Origin of the sequence: Agrobacterium sp. SORGH_AS_0745 (assembly GCF_030818995.1) — a bacterium.
Taxonomy (GTDB): domain Bacteria; phylum Pseudomonadota; class Alphaproteobacteria; order Rhizobiales; family Rhizobiaceae; genus Agrobacterium; species Agrobacterium tumefaciens.
In genome coordinates this window covers 486,376-504,435 of record NZ_JAUTBI010000003.1, presented here as the reverse complement: position 1 = coordinate 504,435, position 18,060 = coordinate 486,376, and the positions used below count along the sequence as shown (strand labels likewise).

Sequence of the window (18,060 nt, the reverse complement as noted above, 5' to 3'; positions counted from 1 at the left end):
CATGTCTTGGTCCCAAAACCGCTTACACTTTTGGGAGGCATGCGCCAGCGAGGAGACGAAAATGCTGTTTGCCTTTATCTGCAAGGACAAGCCCGGCCATCTGAACGTGCGCATGGACACGCGCCCGGCTCATCTGGAGCACCTGAACAAGTTGAACGCCGAAGGCACGCTGAAGATTGCCGGACCGTTTCTGGATGCCGAAGGCAAGCCGAATGGCAGCCTTGTCATCGTGGAAGCTGCCGACATCGATGCGGCCAAGGCCCTTGCCGATGCCGATCCCTATGCAAAGGCCGGCCTGTTCGAAAGCGTGGATGTGAAGCCCTATAACTGGGTCTTCAACAATCCGGGGGCGTGACCGGCCATGGCGAATTACTGGCTTTACAAGTCTGAGCCGTTCAAATGGTCCTGGGAAATGCAGAAGGCCAAGGGCGAGGCTGGCGAAGAATGGACCGGCGTGCGCAATTATCAGGCCCGCAACAACATGCGCGCCATGAAAATCGGCGACAAGGGTTTTTTCTACCACTCGAATGAAGGGCTTGATGTCGTCGGCATCGTGGAAGTCTGCGCCCTTTCGCACCCGGATTCGACCGCAGAGGGCGATCTGAAGTGGGATTGCGTGGATATCCGCGCTGTTTGCGACATGCCGAAACCGGTTTCGCTGAAGGATGTGAAGGCCAATCCGAAACTTGAAAAGATGTCGCTGGTCACCTCCATGCGGCTTTCGGTGCAGCCGGTGACGGAAGAGGAATATCTCGAAGTCTGCCGCATGGGTGGCCTTTCCAATCCACCGAAATCTCCGGACTGAGCTTTCGGTGAGGACCGATCCTGAACGCTTCATTCTCGACAATACCGGCATCATGCATCCACCACATGTGCCGGAATTGCGCCTTCATCTTGCGACCGAAGCGCATGAGCTGTGGCTGAAGACGGAGGAGGAGTTGGAGGAGATCGGCCTGCCGCCGCCATTCTGGGCTTTCGCCTGGGCTGGTGGACAGGGGCTTGCCCGCTACGTTCTCGATCATCCTGAAAGTGTCTCCGGCAAGCGTGTGCTGGATTTTGCCAGCGGTTCCGGACTGGTCGCCATTGCCGCCGTAAAGGCGGGCGCCGCGGCTGTTTTAGCCGCCGATATCGATCCGTGGACGGAAACGGCCATTCGGCTTAATGCGGCTCTTAATGGTGTGGCCATCGATTTTACCGGCCGCAATCTGGTTGGGACGCCGGTTGAGGCGGATGTTCTGCTGGCGGGCGACGTGTTTTATGATCGCGCCTTTGCCGATCTCCTCGTGGCTTGGTTTCTGGAGCTGGCGGATAGGGGCGTGACCGTTCTCGTCGGCGATCCGGGACGGGCCTACCTGCCCAAACAGCGCCTATACGCCGAGGCAACCTATCAGGTGCCGGTGACGCGGGCTCTGGAAGACAGTGAAGTCAAAAAGACCACCGTCTGGCGTTTTGTCTGATTATATCAGGGCCTGATGATGCAGACGCCGTGCTGGTAATCGCAGGCGTCGCCTGTCGTTTCGGCGCGGACGTTGATGATTTTCGCCTTCGGTGCCAGCTGCGCGCCCATATTGACGGTTGCGCCTTGTCGCGAAAGCCCACCATTGATCGCGAAATAATTGCCGTTCCCACGGACCCTCAAGGCGGATATTCCACCCACATAAGTGCCGCCGGAAAGGGTGGAGGGCAGTCCGTCCGTGGACAAGCTCAACTGTGACTGACGATGCTGATAATGGTGGCGACTATAAAAATCACCTGCCGCAGCAGGAGGCAGTGCCGTGAAAATAATGCCTGCAGTCATCACCGCAAGAGCTGCGATTCGACGCTGTAACATGAGCCTCATTCTCCGGATTTTTTTCGGTTAACGAATAGTAAATTACATGATTTCGAAATTACGTAAAGGTAAATATTTTGAAGGCGTAAATCTTGGAAATGCTCGTTTTTTTATTTTCGAGCAAAAAAATTCCAAAAAAAATTCGTGAACCAATCGATTAAATTGGAATCGGTCATGAAATGTGCTTGTCGTGATGCTCCCATGTGATTAAACGTCGCGGTTGGTGCAATGCACATTCTTTCGTCATGTGCTGTTGCTTGGGGGCGCCCGATCTGACGGGTGCACGGGAAAACGCCGCGAGGTTCTGATGGCGAACGTGACAAATAACCGGCCTCTGTCGCCGCATCTTCAAATTTACAAGCCGATTCCGACGATGGTTGCATCCATCGTGCACCGCATCACGGGTGCGGCGCTTTATTTCGGAACGCTTCTTGTCGCCTGGTGGCTTATCGCACTTGCTTCCGGCCCTGCCTATTACGACTGGGTCAGCTGGGCAATGGATACGATCATCGGCAAGCTTATCCTGATCGGATATACCTGGGCTCTCGTTCACCACATGCTGGGCGGCCTTCGCCACTTCATGTGGGATCTCGGCCATGGCTTCGAGAAGAACTTCAACACGAAACTCGCCAAGGCGACCTTTGTAGCGTCGATCTGTCTGACCGCGCTGATCTGGGTCATCGCCCTGATCGTGCGCTAAGGAGATAGCCTGTCATGGATATGCGTACACCTCTCGGAAAGGTTCGTGGCCTCGGCTCCGCCAAGGAAGGCACCGACCATTTCTGGCGCCAGCGCCTTACGGCCGTCGCCAACGTGCCCTTGCTGATCTTCTTCGTGGTCTTTCTCATCAAATATGCCGGCGCTCCCTATCCGGAAGTTGCGGCGGCGCTTTCCAACCCTCTCGTTGCGGTCATCATGGGTCTGGTGCTGGTTTCCGGCCTCATTCACATGAAGCTCGGCATGCAGGTCATCATCGAAGACTACGTTCACGGCGAGGTTTCGAAGCTCGTTCTTCTGATGCTCAATACGTTTTTCGCGGTTCTCATTGGCGGTCTTTGCATCTTCGCCATTCTGAAAATCGCATTCGCAGGATAAATCGGCCATGGCATCGATCAGTTCACCTTCCCAGAATGGCAAGGCTTACACCTACGTCGATCACTCCTATGACGTGATCGTGGTGGGCGCCGGCGGCGCGGGTCTGCGCGCAACGCTCGGCATGGCGGAACAGGGGTTCCGCACGGCCTGCATCACCAAGGTTTTCCCGACGCGCTCCCACACGGTCGCGGCGCAGGGCGGTATCGCCGCTTCTCTCACCAACATGACACCCGACTGTTGGCAGTGGCACCTTTACGACACCGTAAAGGGCTCCGACTGGCTGGGCGACGTCGACGCGATGCAATATCTCGCCATGGAAGCGCCGAAAGCGGTCTATGAGCTGGAGCATTACGGCGTGCCCTTCTCGCGCAATGCCGAAGGCAAGATCTACCAGCGCCCGTTTGGCGGCCACATGCAGAACTACGGCGAAGGCCCGCCGGTGCAGCGCACCTGTGCCGCTGCCGACCGTACCGGCCACGCCATTCTGCACACGCTTTATGGCCAGTCGCTGCGCAATAATGCGGAATTCTTCATCGAATATTTCGCGCTCGACCTCATTATGGCGCCCGATGGCCGCTGCACCGGCGTCGTGGCGTGGAACCTCGATGACGGCACGATCCATCGCTTCTCCGCCAAGATGGTGGTGCTGGCGACCGGTGGTTACGGCCGCGCCTATTTCTCGGCAACGTCTGCCCATACCTGCACCGGCGACGGCGGCGGTATGATCGCACGTGCCGGCCTGCCGCTTCAGGATATGGAATTCGTTCAGTTCCACCCGACCGGCATTTACGGCGCTGGCTGCCTGATCACCGAAGGCGCGCGCGGCGAGGGCGGTTATCTCGTCAACTCCGAAGGCGAGCGCTTCATGGAGCGTTATGCTCCTTCGGCGAAGGACCTTGCTTCGCGTGACGTGGTATCTCGCTGCATGACCATGGAAATCCGCGAGGGTCGTGGCGTCGGCAAGAACAAGGACCATATCTTCCTGCATCTCGATCACCTTGATCCGGCGATCCTGCATGAGCGTCTTCCGGGCATTTCCGAAAGTGCCAAGATTTTCGCCGGCGTTGACGTGACGCGCGAGCCGATCCCGGTCCTGCCGACCGTTCACTACAATATGGGCGGCATTCCGACCAACTATTGGGGCGAAGTGCTGAACGCCAACGCCGAGAACCCGGAACGCATCGCTCCCGGCCTGATGGCCGTTGGCGAAGCCGGTTGCGCCTCGGTTCACGGCGCGAACCGTCTCGGCTCCAACTCGCTGATCGACCTTGTGGTCTTCGGCCGTGCTGCCGCCATCCGTGCAGCCCAGGTCATCGACCGCGATGCGCCGGTTCCGGCTCTCGACACGGCTGCCTGCGACAAGATCATGGATCGCTTCGACAGCCTGCGTTATGCCAACGGCTCGACGCCGACGGCGGTGCTGCGTGACAAGATGCAGCGCGCCATGCAGGACGATGCCGCCGTATTCCGGACACAGGAATCGCTGGAAAGCGGTTGCCAGCGCATTTCCGCCATCTGGAAGGAACTGCCTGACGTCAAGGTCACCGACCGGTCGATGGTCTGGAACTCCGATCTGGTGGAAACGCTCGAGCTGCACAATCTGATGGCCAACGCGATCACCACGGTCTACGGCGCGGAAGCGCGCAAGGAAAGCCGCGGTTCGCATGCCCGCGAGGATTTCGTCGATGGTCCGTTCGGCGGTCGCGACGACGTGAACTGGCGCAAGCACACGCTTGCCTGGGTCAGCCCTGAAGGTGATGTCAAGCTCGACTACCGCCCTGTTCACACCGACCTGATTGCCGACGGCATCGATCCGAAAAAGATCGAGCCGAAGGCTCGCGTCTACTGATTTGAGGAACTGGATATGGTTGAACTCGCTCTCCCCAAGAATTCCCAGATCAGCGAAGGCAAAGTCTGGCCGAAGCCGGATGGTGCCAAGAACGTTCGCGAATACCGGATCTATCGCTGGAACCCGGATGATGGCCAGAACCCGCGCATCGATACCTATTATATCGATATCGACGATTGCGGGCCGATGGTTCTCGATGCGCTGCTGTACATCAAGAACAATATCGACCCGACGCTGACGCTGCGCCGCTCCTGCCGTGAAGGCATTTGCGGTTCCTGCGCTATGAACATCGACGGCACCAACACGCTCGCCTGCACCAAGGGCATGGAAGAGATCAAGGGAACGGTGAAGGTCTATCCGCTGCCGCATATGCCAGTGGTGAAGGACCTCGTTCCGGACCTATCGAACTTCTACGCGCAGCACCGCTCCATCGAGCCGTGGCTGAAGACGGTTTCGCCGGCGCCTGCCAAGGAATGGAAGCAGAGCCATGAGGACCGCCTGAAGCTCGACGGTCTCTACGAGTGCATTCTGTGCGCCTGCTGCTCCACTTCCTGTCCCAGCTACTGGTGGAACGGCGACCGTTACCTCGGCCCCGCCGTTCTGCTGCAAGCCTATCGCTGGCTGATCGACAGCCGCGACGAAGCGACCGGCGAACGTCTTGATGATCTCGAAGATCCGTTCCGTCTTTATCGCTGCCACACCATCATGAACTGTGCGCAGGCTTGCCCGAAGGGTCTCAACCCGGCCAAGGCGATCGCGGAAATCAAGAAGATGATGGTCGAGCGTCGCGTCTGAAGACGATTCGTTTGGACAGAAAATCTATCGGGCCGCGGTTTGGACTGCGGCCCTTTTTTACAACCGGGCGCGGGAAATTTCGGTAAAAATCGACCGAAATGGTAATTATCCCAGCCATCGCTTGCGCAAGATAAGGCTTTGGTAATAATTCAGCCTTCTTGTTTGATCATGGTCTTTCCGGAAGCGAGAGAATCGGGAGCTTGATATGCAATTCAGATATGTGGTGACGGGTCTTGCGGTTGTAATGAGCCTGGCCGGTTGCCAACGTACCTCCTACGATTACAACAACAACACCAGCAACAATCCCGGTTATACGCCGCCGTTGCAGGCACAGCCGGTTCCCTCCGTTCAGTCTGGCGCCCTGCCGCCACCCGGTGGTGCTTCCGGCAGTCAGTTCCCGTCGGCACCCGCTTCTGCGACGCCTGGCGGCACTGATATGGCGTCGGCCGCTCCGCCGACAACGGCGCTTGATGTCACCAAGGAATCCATGGTCGGCAACTGGCGCGTTTCCAATGGCGGCGCCAATTGCGACATGTTCCTGACGCTTACCAATCTCGGCAGCGGTTCTCGTGGCGGCACGCGTGGCTGCTCCGGCGAACTCACGGCGATGGGGTCATGGGAAGTGTCCGGCAAGATGGTCCTCTTCAAGAACCGTTCCGGCGATACGATCGGCCGCGTCTACAAGAGCGCCGATGCGCGTTTTGACGGCACGACGAATAGCGGCCAGCCGCTGAGCCTCAGCCGATAGAGCATCTCCGGTGCATCCGGATCGCCTCGCCTGTTTCAAGCCATTCCATTCGTCGCGGGCGTCCGTCCGCGACCGGGGCGCTTTTCCATGAAGCCATTGCCTGACTACAACCATAGTGTCGTTGAACAGCTCAACGCATTGACGGCAGCTGGCACCTTGCAGGCGGATGCCGCACAACGCGGCGTTGCGGCCCACCTCGACCGTATCCTTGCCGATTTGAAAGCGCGCAAACCCGCCAGGAAAAAAAGCGCACTCGGCTGGATGTTTGCTCGCAAGGCTGGCCCGGCCGCCTTCGTCAAGGGACTGTATGTCCATGGCAGCGTTGGCCGCGGCAAGACGATGCTGATGGACATGTTCTACGAGATGGCGCCCGTCTCTTCCAAACGGCGCTGCCATTTTCACGAATTCATGGCTGATGTCCATAATCGCGTGCACGCGCATCGGCAGAAGCTCAAGAATGGCGAAACCAAGCAGGCCGATCCCATTCCTCCTGTGGCAGCCCAGCTTCTGGCGGAAGCGGAGCTTCTTTGCTTCGATGAGTTCACCGTCACGGATATTGCCGATGCGATGATCCTCGCCCGGCTGTTCAGTGAGCTTTTTGCCAATGGCTGCACATTGGTAACAACGTCCAATGTTGTGCCCGACAATCTTTACAAGGACGGGCTTAATCGCGGCCTGTTTCTGCCCTTTGTCGATTTGCTGAAGAAGCATGTGGAAGTGGTGACGCTGGACAGTCCCACCGATTACCGCATGGAAAAGCTGGAAAGCCTGCCGGTTTATGTCACGCCACTCGACGGTGCGGCGGATCAGGCCATGGATATGGCATGGCGGCACATGACCGGTGGCCACCTTGTCGCGCCAACCGAAATACCGATGAAGGGCCGCTCCATTCTGGTGCCGCGCGCCAGCGGCCGTGTGGCCCGCTTTTCCTTCTCCGACCTTTGCGAAAAGCCGCTCGGCGCTTCTGATTTTCTCGCGATAGCCAATCGTTTCGATACAGTCTTCATCGACCACATCCCGTTTCTCAATGCCGACAAGCGGAACGAAACCAAGCGTTTTATCATTCTCATAGACGCGCTGTACGATCACAGCGTCCGCCTCTTCGCCTCCGCTGCGGCCATGCCCGAAGACCTGCTCGGCAAGCGCAAGGGCACCGAAGGTTTCGAGTTCGATCGCACCGCCTCGCGCCTGTTTGAGATGCGCAGTGCAGATTATCTGGTGCTCCACCATGAAAAACGGCAGAAAGTTTGACACTTTCGTGACGCATTATCTTACGTTTACGTAAGAAAATAATGATCTAAACGATTGAAAATATTCATGCCAAAAGAATCTGTTGCCAATTTTGGTCAATGGGGCTAATCGAAGTGCGACAATTTGGCTGCCGGTGGCGTGGTGAAATTGAATTGAAGCTCTAGAGGAAGCATTCGATGGCTCGCAAAAAGATTGCACTTATTGGTTCTGGCATGATCGGCGGCACGCTGGCGCATCTCGCCAGCCTGAAGGAACTGGGCGATATCGTCCTCTTCGATATTGCCGACGGCATCCCGCAGGGCAAAGGTCTGGATATTGCCCAGTCCGGACCGGTTGAAGGTTTCAATGCCAAGCTCACTGGCGCTTCCGACTACGCTGCCATCGAAGGCGCTGATGTCTGCATCGTCACCGCAGGCGTCGCCCGCAAGCCCGGCATGAGCCGCGACGATCTTCTCGGCATCAATCTCAAGGTCATGGAGCAGGTCGGCGCCGGCATCAAGAAATATGCCCCGAACGCTTTCGTCATCTGCATCACCAACCCGCTGGACGCCATGGTCTGGGCGCTGCAGAAGTTCTCCGGTCTTCCGAAGAACAAGGTCGTCGGCATGGCCGGCGTTCTCGACAGCGCTCGCTTCCGCCTGTTCCTCGCCGAAGAGTTCAACGTTTCGGTTCAGGACGTAACGGCATTCGTTCTCGGCGGCCACGGCGATACGATGGTGCCTTTGGCGCGTTACTCCACCGTTGGCGGCATTCCGCTGACCGATCTCGTCAAGATGGGCTGGCTCACCGCCGAGCGTCTCGAAGAGATCATCCAGCGCACCCGCGACGGCGGTGCGGAAATCGTCGGCCTGCTGAAGACCGGCTCGGCCTATTACGCGCCCGCCGCTTCGGCGATCGAAATGGCTGAATCCTACCTCAAGGACAAGAAGCGCGTTCTGCCTGCGGCTGCCCATCTGTCGGGCCAGTACGGCGTGGACGATATGTATGTCGGCGTGCCCACCATCATCGGCGCCGGTGGTATCGAGCGCATCATCGAGATCGAGCTGAACAAGGATGAAGAAGCCGCCTTCCAGAAGTCCGTCGGCGCTGTTGCCGGTCTTTGCGAAGCCTGCATCAACATCGCTCCGTCGCTGAAGTAATAGCCTGACGCATCGGCGCAAAACCGGATTGGATTTTTGCAAGGCACGATGCGTAGATTCAACAGCTTGAAGCGCCCTGCGTCAGATAAGGATGCAGGGCGCTTCAAGCGGCTCCAAACAGGGATTATTCCATGAATATTCACGAATATCAGGCCAAGGCTCTTCTGAAGGGCTATGGTGCGCCGGTCGCTGAAGGCGTCGCCATCCTCAAGGTCGAAGAAGCCGAAGCCGCCGCAAAGCAGCTTCCCGGCCCGCTCTACGTCGTCAAGAGCCAGATTCACGCCGGCGGCCGCGGCAAGGGCAAGTTCAAGGAACTCGGCCCCGACGCCAAGGGTGGCGTTCGTCTCGCAAAGACGATCGAAGAAGTCGTTTCCCACTCCAAGGATATGCTCGGCAACACGCTGGTAACGGCGCAGACGGGCGATGCCGGCAAGCAGGTCAACCGCCTTTACATCGAAGACGGTGCGGATATCGCTCGCGAGCTTTACTGCTCGCTGCTGGTCGATCGCTCGGTCGGTCGCGTTGCTTTCGTGGTTTCCACCGAAGGCGGCATGGATATCGAAGCTGTTGCCCACGACACGCCCGAGAAGATCCACACCATCGCCATCGACCCGGAAAAGGGTGTGAGCGACGCCGACGTTGCTGCGATCTCCAAGGCGCTCGAGCTTGAGGGTGTTGCTGCGGAAGACGCCAAGGCGCTGTTCCCGATCCTCTACAAGGCCTTCAACGAGAAGGACATGGCTCTCCTCGAGGTTAACCCGCTGATCGTCATGGAAAACGGTCATCTGCGCGTTCTCGATGCCAAGATGTCCTTCGACGGCAACGCGCTGTTCCGCCATGACGACGTCAAGGCGCTGCGCGATGAGACCGAAGAAGACGCCAAGGAAATCGAAGCCTCCAAGTGGGACCTCGCTTACGTTGCGCTCGATGGCAACATCGGCTGCATGGTCAATGGTGCCGGTCTCGCCATGGCGACGATGGACATCATCAAGCTTTACGGCAAGGAGCCGGCAAACTTCTGTGACGTCGGCGGCGGCGCCGGCAAGGAGAAGGTTGCTGCAGCTTTCAAGATCATCACTGCTGACCCGAAGGTCGAGGGTATCCTCGTCAACATCTTCGGCGGTATCATGAAGTGCGACGTCATCGCCGAAGGTGTTATCGCCGCGGTGAAGGAAGTCGGTTTGCAGGTTCCGCTCGTTGTTCGCCTCGAAGGCACCAACGTCGAACTTGGCAAGAAGCTCCTGAACGAATCGGGCCTTGCGATTACGGCTGCTGACGACCTGGACGACGCAGCCAAGAAGATCGTCGCGGCGATCAACGGCTAATTGAGGGACCGGAAATAATGTCTATTCTTGTTAATAAAGACACCAAGATCCTCGTTCAGGGTCTGACCGGCAAGACCGGTACCTTCCACACCGAACAGGCGCTTGCTTATTACGGCACGCAGATGGTCGGTGGTATTCACCCGAAGAAGGGTGGCGAAACCTGGACCGGCTCCAAGGGCGAAAGCCTGCCGATCTTCGCAACGGTTGCCGAAGCCAAGGAAAAGACCGGTGCAGACGCATCCGTGATCTATGTTCCGCCGGCAGGTGCAGCCGACGCCATCATCGAAGCCATCGAGGCTGAGATCCCCTTCATCACCTGCATCACCGAAGGTATCCCGGTGATGGACATGGTGCGCGTCAAGGCTCGCCTCGACCGTTCGAACTCGCGCCTGCTCGGCCCCAACTGCCCGGGCATCATGACGCCTGAAGAATGCAAGATCGGCATCATGCCGGGCTCTATCTTCCGCAAGGGTTCGGTCGGTATCGTTTCGCGCTCCGGCACGCTGACCTATGAAGCCGTATTCCAGACATCCAACGAAGGCCTCGGCCAGACGACGGCTGTCGGCATCGGCGGCGACCCGGTCAAGGGCACCGAGTTCATCGACGTGCTGGAAATGTTCCTGGCCGACGAAGCCACGCAGTCGATCATCATGATCGGCGAAATCGGCGGTTCGGCTGAAGAAGATGCGGCACAGTTCCTGATCGACGAAGCCAAGAAGGGCCGCAAGAAGCCGATGGCTGGCTTTATCGCGGGCCGTACGGCTCCGAAGGGCCGCACCATGGGCCACGCCGGAGCTGTCGTTTCCGGCGGCAAGGGTGATGCGGAATCGAAGATCGCAGCAATGGAAGCTGCAGGCATCAAGGTATCGCCTTCCCCGGCGCGCCTCGGCAAGACGCTGGTTGAAGTCCTCAAGGGCTGAGACCACATGAGACCGGTAACGGGCGGTGCGGCTTTAACGCCACGCTGCCCGAAGCCGCAAAGAACGACAGACAGACGGCATACCGCCCCGGCGGCAGACAGCAATAATCAAGCGGCAGGCCGATAAACGGCCCTAACGGCATCGAGGAGGCGGACGGACAAGTCCGCAAGAACACAATGGCAAGGCAAGAAGCGAACGAGCAGTTTCAGATCACGTCGTTTCTGGACGGCGCGAATGCAGCCTATATCGAGCAGCTCTATGCCCGGTACGAAGAGGATCCCTCTTCCGTGTCGCCGGAGTGGCAGAGCTTCTTCAAGGCGTTGTCCGACAATCCGGAAGACGTGAAGAAGGCAGCCAAGGGCGCCTCCTGGAAGCGCTCCAACTGGCCGATCCCGGCAAACGGCGACCTGGTATCCGCGCTTGATGGCAACTGGGCTACGGTCGAGAAGGCCATCGAGAAGAAGGTTCAGGCGAAAGCCGAGGCCAAGAGCGCCGATACCGGCAAGGCCGTCAGCCCGGCCGAAGTGCTTCAGGCGACCCGTGACAGCGTCCGCGCCATCATGATGATCCGCGCCTACCGCATGCGTGGCCATCTGCACGCCAAGCTCGACCCGCTCGGCATCGCCAGCGCCGTTGAGGACTATAACGAGCTTTCGCCGAAGTCCTATGGATTCGAGGAAAGCGACTACGACCGCAAGATTTTCATCGATAACGTCCTCGGTCTCGAATACGCGACCGTGCGCGAAATGGTCGATATTCTCGAGCGCACCTATTGCTCGACGCTCGGCGTCGAATTCATGCATATGTCCAACCCGGAAGAAAAAGGCTGGATCCAGGAACGCATCGAAGGTCCGGACAAGGGTGTGGACTTCACGCCGGAAGGCAAGAAGGCCATTCTGTCCAAGCTCGTCGAAGCCGAAGGCTACGAGCAGTTCCTCGACGTGCGTTTCAAGGGTACGAAGCGTTTCGGCCTCGATGGTGGTGAATCGCTGATCCCGGCACTTGAGCAGATCATCAAGCGCGGCGGCCAGGACGGTCTGGAAGAAGTCGTGCTCGGCATGGCTCACCGCGGCCGCCTGAACGTTCTGACCAACGTGATGGGCAAGCCGCACCGCGCCGTGTTCCACGAGTTCAAGGGCGGTTCGTTCAAGCCTGATGACGTCGAAGGTTCCGGTGACGTGAAGTACCATCTCGGTGCCTCCTCAGACCGCGAATTCGACGGCAACAAGGTTCACCTCTCGCTGACGGCCAACCCGTCGCACCTTGAAATCGTCAACCCTGTCGTCATGGGCAAGGCCCGCGCCAAGCAGGACCAGCTTGCCAAGACATGGGACGGTGACATCATTCCGCTGTCGGAACGCGCCAAGGTGCTGCCGCTCCTGTTGCACGGCGATGCCGCTTTTGCGGGTCAGGGCGTGGTTGCCGAAATTCTCGGCCTCTCCGGCCTGCGCGGTCACCGCGTTGCCGGTACCATGCACTTCATCATCAACAACCAGATCGGCTTCACGACGAACCCGGCCTTCTCGCGCTCGTCGCCCTATCCGTCCGACGTTGCCAAGATGATCGAGGCGCCGATCTTCCACGTTAACGGCGATGATCCGGAAGCGGTGGTTTATGCGGCAAAGGTTGCAACCGAATACCGCATGAAGTTCCACAAGCCTGTCGTCATCGACATGTTCTGTTACCGTCGCTTCGGCCATAACGAAGGCGACGAGCCTGCGTTCACGCAGCCGAAGATGTACAAGGTCATCCGTGGCCACAAGACTGTCGCCCGCATCTATGCTGACCGCCTGATTGCAGAAGGCCTGATCACCGAAGGCGATTTCGAGAAGATCAAGGCCGATTGGCGCGCCCATCTCGAGCAGGAGTTCGAGGCAGGCCAGTCCTACAAGCCGAACAAGGCCGACTGGCTGGATGGTCAGTGGTCCGGTCTGCGCGCCGCCGACAATGCCGATGAGCAGCGTCGTGGCAAGACCGGCGTGCCGATGAAGCAGCTGAAAGAAATCGGCAAGAAGCTGTCGACCATTCCGGAAGGCTTCAGCGCACACCGCACGATCCAGCGCTTCATGGAAAACCGTGCCCAGATGGTCGAGACCGGCGAGGGGCTGGACTGGGCGATGGCTGAGGCTCTGGCCTTCGGTTCGCTGGTCGTAGACGGCCACAAGATCCGTCTGTCCGGTCAGGACTGCGAACGCGGCACCTTCTCGCAGCGCCACTCGGTTCTCTATGATCAGGAGACAGAAGAGCGTTACATCCCGCTTGCCAATCTTTCGCCGACGCAGGCCCGTTACGAAGTCATCAACTCGATGCTTTCGGAAGAAGCGGTTCTCGGTTTCGAATATGGCTATTCGCTTGCCCGCCCGAATGCACTGACGCTCTGGGAAGCCCAGTTCGGCGACTTCGCCAACGGCGCCCAGGTAGTGTTCGACCAGTTTATCTCTTCGGGTGAACGCAAGTGGCTGCGCATGTCCGGTCTCGTCTGCCTCCTGCCGCATGGTTATGAAGGTCAGGGTCCGGAACATTCGTCCGCCCGTCTGGAACGCTGGTTGCAGATGTGCGCCGAAGACAACATGCAGGTTGCCAACGTTACGACGCCGGCTAACTACTTCCATATCCTGCGCCGCCAGATGAAGCGTGACTTCCGCAAGCCGCTCATCCTGATGACGCCGAAGTCCCTGCTGCGTCACAAGCGCGCCACCTCGTCGCTTGCGGAGCTTGCAGGCGAGTCCTCCTTCCACCGTCTCCTGTGGGACGATGCGGAGGTCATCAAGGATGGTCCGATCAAGCTGCAGAAGGATTCGAAGATCCGCCGCGTCGTCATGTGCACGGGCAAGGTCTATTACGATCTGCTCGAGGAGCGTGAAAAGCGCGGTATCGACGACATCTACCTGCTGCGTGTCGAACAGCTCTATCCGTTCCCGGCCAAAGCGCTCATCAACGAGCTTTCCCGTTTCCGTAACGCGGAAATGGTCTGGTGCCAGGAAGAGCCGAAGAACATGGGTGCGTGGTCGTTCATCGATCCTTACCTTGAATGGGTTCTGGCGCATATCGACGCCAAGTACCAGAAGGTCCGTTACACGGGCCGTCCGGCTGCCGCCTCTCCGGCGACCGGCCTGATGTCCAAGCATCTGGCGCAGCTTGCTGCGTTCCTGGAAGACGCGCTGGGAGAGTGATAACTCTCCCGCATCGCCCCGCAAAAAAGACACCCGAATAACGGAACTAGATCATGGCCACTGAAATCCGCGTACCAACCCTCGGCGAATCCGTCAGCGAAGCGACCGTCGGCACCTGGTTCAAGAAGGTCGGCGATACCGTCAAGGCCGACGAACCTCTCGTTGAACTCGAAACCGACAAGGTTACCGTCGAAGTTCCGGCGCCCGCCTCCGGCGTGCTGACCGAAATCGTCGTGCAGAACGGCGAAACCGTCGGTCTCGACGCCCTTCTCGGCCAGATCGCCGAAGGTGCTGCCGGCGCTGCAACTTCTGCACCCGCGGCAAAGCCTGCTGCGCCTGCTGCTGCACCGGCACCCGCCGCAGCCGTTGCCGCCGCTCCGGCTGGAAGCGTCATGCCGCCGGCACCGGCCGCCGGCAAGCTGCTTGCTGAAAACAACCTTTCCGCCGATCAGGTCGACGGTTCGGGCAAGCGTGGCCAGGTTCTGAAGGGCGACGTTCTCGCCGCTGTTGCCAAGGGTGTTTCGGCACCTGCCGCCGCTCCAGTCGCTGCTGCTGCTCCCCGTCCGGTTTCGGCCGAGCAGGATCAGGTTCGCGAAGAGCGCGTCAAGATGACCCGCCTGCGCCAGACGATCGCACGTCGCCTCAAGGATGCACAGAACACGGCCGCCATGCTGACCACCTATAACGAGGTGGACATGAGCGCCGTCATGGATCTGCGCAACCGCTACAAGGACGTTTTCGAGAAGAAGCACGGCGTCAAACTCGGCTTTATGGGCTTCTTCACCAAGGCCGTGACCCACGCGCTGAAGGAACTGCCCGCCGTCAACGCTGAAATCGACGGCACGGACATCATCTACAAGAACTATTGTCACGTCGGCATGGCTGTCGGCACCGACAAGGGTCTCGTCGTTCCGGTCATTCGCGATGCCGACCAGCTCTCCATCGCTGGTGTCGAAAAGGAACTAGGCCGTCTCGCCAAGGCAGCGCGCGACGGTTCGCTCGGCATGGCCGACATGCAGGGCGGCACCTTCACCATCACCAATGGCGGCGTCTACGGCTCGCTGATGTCCTCGCCGATCCTCAATGCGCCGCAGTCGGGCATCCTAGGCATGCACAAGATCCAGGAGCGTCCGGTCGCCATCGGCGGTCAGGTCGTCATCCGTCCGATGATGTATCTTGCGCTCTCCTACGATCACCGTATCGTTGACGGCAAGGAAGCCGTGACCTTCCTCGTTCGCGTCAAGGAAAGCCTCGAAGATCCGGAACGTCTGGTTCTCGATCTCTGATCGGTCTTGCTTTTCGTTTCAGCGGGGTTTCAAGTCGATCCCGCTGAAATGCTATCAGGAGAGCGAAAGTGCAGCCGACATTTCTTGCCGCGTCACCCTTTTTGCCGCTGATCGGGCTCAGCGTTCTGCTGCTGGCCGCCCACATTGCGCTGCAGGGAATGACGGCAACGCGTGAATTCGGGCTGGACTGGAATGCCGGTCCGCGGGATGCTGAAAAGAAGCCGCAGGGCAGGGTTGCCGGACGCGCCGCGCGTGCCTCGGCGAATTTTCGCGAGACCTATCCCGCTTTCATCGCGCTCGCCTTCGGTGTCATCATGGCCGGCGATCCGTCCGGGCTGGCCTTCGCCGGCGCTTTGATCTGGCTGATCTGCCGGGTGGTCTATATTCCACTTTATCTCGCCGGTGTGCCCTATATCCGCTCGCTGGTCTGGCTCGGTTCGATGCTCGGTCTTGGGCTGATGCTTTTCGTGTTGATGTTTTAGAGGTTGATTTTCCCATGCATCAGTATCTGATCGAACTTGCATCCCTGATGGCGATCTTCTTTTTCGCGATCGTTTCTCCCGGCGCCGATCTGGCGATGGTCATGCGTCAGGCCATGGTGCATGGGCGCAAGCAGGCCATCATCACCAGCTTCGGTGTTGGCACATCCCTGATGTTTCACGTCACCTATACGATTCTTGGACTTGGTCTCATCATTTCCCAGTCGATCTATCTCTTCAACATCGTCAAGTGGTTGGGTGTTGCCTATCTGATCTATATCGGCATCAGGGCGCTGCGCGCCGGCAAGACCGAATTGCCGGCTGCGGAAGGCGAAGATGGCGTTCGGGCCAGAAGCGGCCAGACTGCATTGAAGGCCTTCACGCTCGGTTTTGCCGCCAACGCGCTCAACCCCAAACCGGTGTTTTTCTTCCTGTCGATCTTTTCGACGGTGGTTCACGCGCATACGCCTGTTGGCATCAAGTTCGGATATGGGCTCGTCATGGCAAGCTGCCTTATCCTGTGGTTCGTCGGCGTCAGCCTGTTCATGACGACGCCTCGCATGCGCGCAGCTTTTCAGCGCGCCAGCCAATGGATCGACCGCACCAGTGGCGTGGTCTTCATCGCTCTCGGTATAAAACTCGCAACGGAAAAAGCGGCCTGAGTTTCAGGTCAAACGGAAGCAGGGCGGTTCAAAATCCTGCCCGCAATCAATCAGGAACAGAAACATGGCATATGATGTAGTGGTAATCGGTACGGGTCCCGGCGGTTATGTTTGCGCGGTCAAGGCGGCACAGCTTGGCTTGAAGGTCGCAGTGATCGAAAAGCGCGCGACCTATGGCGGCACCTGCCTCAATGTCGGCTGCATTCCTTCCAAGGCATTGCTGCACGCTTCCGAAACCTTCGCGCATGTGGCCCATGGCGTTGATACGCTTGGTATCGAAGTCGCCGCTCCGAAGCTGAACCTCGAGAAGATGATGGGGCACAAGGACAGCGTGGTGAAAGCCAATGTCGACGGCGTTGCCTTCCTGTTCAAGAAGAACAAGATCGATGCTTTCCAGGGCACGGGCAAGGTTGTATCCGCCGGCAAGGTCTCCGTCACCAACGACAAGGGCGAGAGCCAGGAAATCGAAGCCAAGAACATCGTCATCGCCACCGGTTCTGATGTTGCTGGTATTCCCGGCGTCCAGGTGGATATCGATGAAAGCGTCATCGTTTCCTCCACCGGCGCGATTGCGCTCTCCAAGGTTCCGGAAAAGCTCATCGTGGTGGGCGGCGGTGTCATCGGCCTCGAGCTTGGTTCGGTCTGGTCGCGTCTTGGCGCGAAGGTCACCGTCGTCGAATATCTCGACACCATTCTCGGCGGCATGGATAGCGAAGTCTCCAAGCAGGCTCAGCGTCTGCTCGCCAAGCAGGGTCTCGACTTCAAGCTCGGTGCCAAGGTGACGGGCGTTGAAAAGACGGGAACCGGCGCAAAGGTGGTGTTCGAGCCGGTCAAGGGTGGCGCGGCTGAAACGCTGGAAGCCAACGTTGTGCTGATCTCCACCGGTCGCAAGCCCTACACCGAGGGTCTCGGCCTTGCGGAAGCCGGTGTCGTGCTCGACAGCCGCGGCCGTGTCGAAATCGACGGCCACTTCAAGACCAATGTGGATGGCATCTACGCCATCGGCGACGTGGTGAAGGGCCCGATGTTGGCACATAAGGCGGAAGACGAGGGCGTCGCTCTTGCGGAAATTCTTGCCGGCCAGCGCGGCCATGTGAACTACGATGTCATTCCGGCCGTGGTCTATACGCAGCCGGAAGTCGCTTCCGTCGGCAAGACGGAAGAAGAACTGAAGGCCGCTGGTATCGCCTACAAGGTCGGCAAGTTCCCCTTCACCGCCAATGGTCGCGCCCGCGCCATGCAGGTGACTGATGGGTTCGTGAAGATCCTCGCTGACAAGGAAACCGACCGGGTTCTCGGCGGCCATATCGTTGGTTTCGGCGCTGGCGAAATGATCCACGAGATCACCGTGCTGATGGAATTCGGTGGTTCCTCGGAAGATCTCGGCCGTACCTGCCATGCGCATCCGACCATGTCGGAAGCGGTGAAGGAAGCGGCGCTGGCAACTTTCTTCAAGCCGATCCATATGTGATTTTAGCCAATATTAAATTTCAGCCATAAAGCGAAC

At 58.8% G+C, this 18,060-nt stretch carries 18 protein-coding genes; 17 read left to right on the top strand and 1 reads right to left on the bottom strand.

Going from position 1 to position 18,060, the window contains the following annotated elements; all coding sequences use genetic code 11:
* Positions 1 to 61 precede the first annotated feature (61 nt).
* The 3 genes from QE432_RS12270 to QE432_RS12260 are packed head-to-tail and all read left to right on the top strand — an operon-like array spanning position 62 to position 1,457.
* Positions 62 to 355: a YciI-like protein gene (locus QE432_RS12270; protein ID WP_003516711.1), complete on the top strand. Its 294-nt coding sequence runs from the start codon at positions 62 to 64 to the stop codon at positions 353 to 355.
* A 6-nt stretch (positions 356 to 361) separates the two neighbouring features.
* Positions 362 to 805, top strand: coding sequence for an EVE domain-containing protein (locus QE432_RS12265; RefSeq protein WP_003516712.1), 444 nt, complete (start codon positions 362 to 364; stop codon positions 803 to 805).
* Between the two features lie 7 nt (positions 806 to 812).
* A complete protein-coding gene (locus QE432_RS12260; protein WP_306624441.1) occupies positions 813 to 1,457 on the top strand; it encodes a class I SAM-dependent methyltransferase in 645 nt (214 codons plus the stop codon).
* Between the two features lie 5 nt (positions 1,458 to 1,462).
* Here QE432_RS12260 and QE432_RS12255 read toward each other — a convergent pair whose 3' ends face one another.
* Entirely contained in the window at positions 1,463 to 1,831 is a 369-nt protein-coding gene (locus QE432_RS12255) for a hypothetical protein (RefSeq protein ID WP_306624439.1), read from the bottom strand.
* A gap of 307 nt (positions 1,832 to 2,138) precedes the next feature.
* Here QE432_RS12255 and sdhC point away from each other — a divergent pair, with 307 nt between their 5' ends.
* The 14 genes from sdhC to lpdA all read left to right on the top strand — a co-directional run bounded on the left by sdhC (position 2,139) and on the right by lpdA (position 18,024).
* Positions 2,139 to 2,531 (top strand): succinate dehydrogenase, cytochrome b556 subunit, encoded by a 393-nt coding sequence (sdhC, locus tag QE432_RS12250; RefSeq protein WP_065705222.1) that lies wholly within the window; start codon positions 2,139 to 2,141, stop codon positions 2,529 to 2,531.
* 14 nt (positions 2,532 to 2,545) lie between these two features.
* Positions 2,546 to 2,926, top strand: coding sequence for a succinate dehydrogenase, hydrophobic membrane anchor protein (sdhD, locus tag QE432_RS12245; protein WP_003516716.1), 381 nt, complete (start codon positions 2,546 to 2,548; stop codon positions 2,924 to 2,926).
* A 7-nt stretch (positions 2,927 to 2,933) separates the two neighbouring features.
* Positions 2,934 to 4,775, top strand: a complete 1,842-nt coding sequence (sdhA, locus tag QE432_RS12240) for a succinate dehydrogenase flavoprotein subunit (RefSeq protein WP_013636888.1) — start codon at positions 2,934 to 2,936, stop codon at positions 4,773 to 4,775.
* Positions 4,776 to 4,790: 15 nt separating this feature from the next.
* Positions 4,791 to 5,570, top strand: a complete 780-nt coding sequence (locus tag QE432_RS12235; RefSeq protein WP_111782585.1) for a succinate dehydrogenase iron-sulfur subunit — start codon at positions 4,791 to 4,793, stop codon at positions 5,568 to 5,570.
* A gap of 205 nt (positions 5,571 to 5,775) precedes the next feature.
* The gene (locus tag QE432_RS12230) at positions 5,776 to 6,318 is read left to right on the top strand and encodes a protease inhibitor Inh/omp19 family protein (protein ID WP_003516719.1); all 543 of its coding nucleotides are present in this window, start codon (positions 5,776 to 5,778) and stop codon (positions 6,316 to 6,318) included.
* Between the two features lie 87 nt (positions 6,319 to 6,405).
* Complete coding sequence (zapE, locus tag QE432_RS12225) at positions 6,406 to 7,569, top strand: cell division protein ZapE (protein WP_013636887.1); 1,164 nt, start codon at positions 6,406 to 6,408, stop codon at positions 7,567 to 7,569.
* A 176-nt stretch (positions 7,570 to 7,745) separates the two neighbouring features.
* Entirely contained in the window at positions 7,746 to 8,708 is a 963-nt protein-coding gene (mdh, locus tag QE432_RS12220; protein WP_003516723.1) for a malate dehydrogenase, read from the top strand.
* A 131-nt stretch (positions 8,709 to 8,839) separates the two neighbouring features.
* Positions 8,840 to 10,033: an ADP-forming succinate--CoA ligase subunit beta gene (gene sucC / locus QE432_RS12215; RefSeq protein ID WP_003516725.1), complete on the top strand. Its 1,194-nt coding sequence runs from the start codon at positions 8,840 to 8,842 to the stop codon at positions 10,031 to 10,033.
* 17 nt (positions 10,034 to 10,050) lie between these two features.
* Positions 10,051 to 10,953, top strand: a complete 903-nt coding sequence (gene sucD, locus QE432_RS12210; protein WP_003516727.1) for a succinate--CoA ligase subunit alpha — start codon at positions 10,051 to 10,053, stop codon at positions 10,951 to 10,953.
* A gap of 176 nt (positions 10,954 to 11,129) precedes the next feature.
* Positions 11,130 to 14,126 carry a 2-oxoglutarate dehydrogenase E1 component gene (locus QE432_RS12205; RefSeq protein ID WP_065705226.1) on the top strand — a complete coding sequence of 999 codons (2,997 nt, stop codon included), beginning with the start codon at positions 11,130 to 11,132 and terminating at the stop codon, positions 14,124 to 14,126.
* A 53-nt stretch (positions 14,127 to 14,179) separates the two neighbouring features.
* Positions 14,180 to 15,412: a 2-oxoglutarate dehydrogenase complex dihydrolipoyllysine-residue succinyltransferase gene (gene odhB / locus QE432_RS12200; protein WP_113157537.1), complete on the top strand. Its 1,233-nt coding sequence runs from the start codon at positions 14,180 to 14,182 to the stop codon at positions 15,410 to 15,412.
* A 68-nt stretch (positions 15,413 to 15,480) separates the two neighbouring features.
* On the top strand, positions 15,481 to 15,894 hold the full coding sequence (locus tag QE432_RS12195) for an MAPEG family protein (RefSeq protein ID WP_306624433.1): 414 nt from the start codon (positions 15,481 to 15,483) through the stop codon (positions 15,892 to 15,894).
* A gap of 14 nt (positions 15,895 to 15,908) precedes the next feature.
* Positions 15,909 to 16,553 (top strand): LysE family translocator, encoded by a 645-nt coding sequence (locus tag QE432_RS12190; RefSeq protein WP_019566053.1) that lies wholly within the window; start codon positions 15,909 to 15,911, stop codon positions 16,551 to 16,553.
* A gap of 64 nt (positions 16,554 to 16,617) precedes the next feature.
* Positions 16,618 to 18,024, top strand: coding sequence for a dihydrolipoyl dehydrogenase (gene lpdA, locus QE432_RS12185; RefSeq protein WP_003516734.1), 1,407 nt, complete (start codon positions 16,618 to 16,620; stop codon positions 18,022 to 18,024).
* The last annotated feature ends 36 nt before the right edge of the window (positions 18,025 to 18,060 follow it).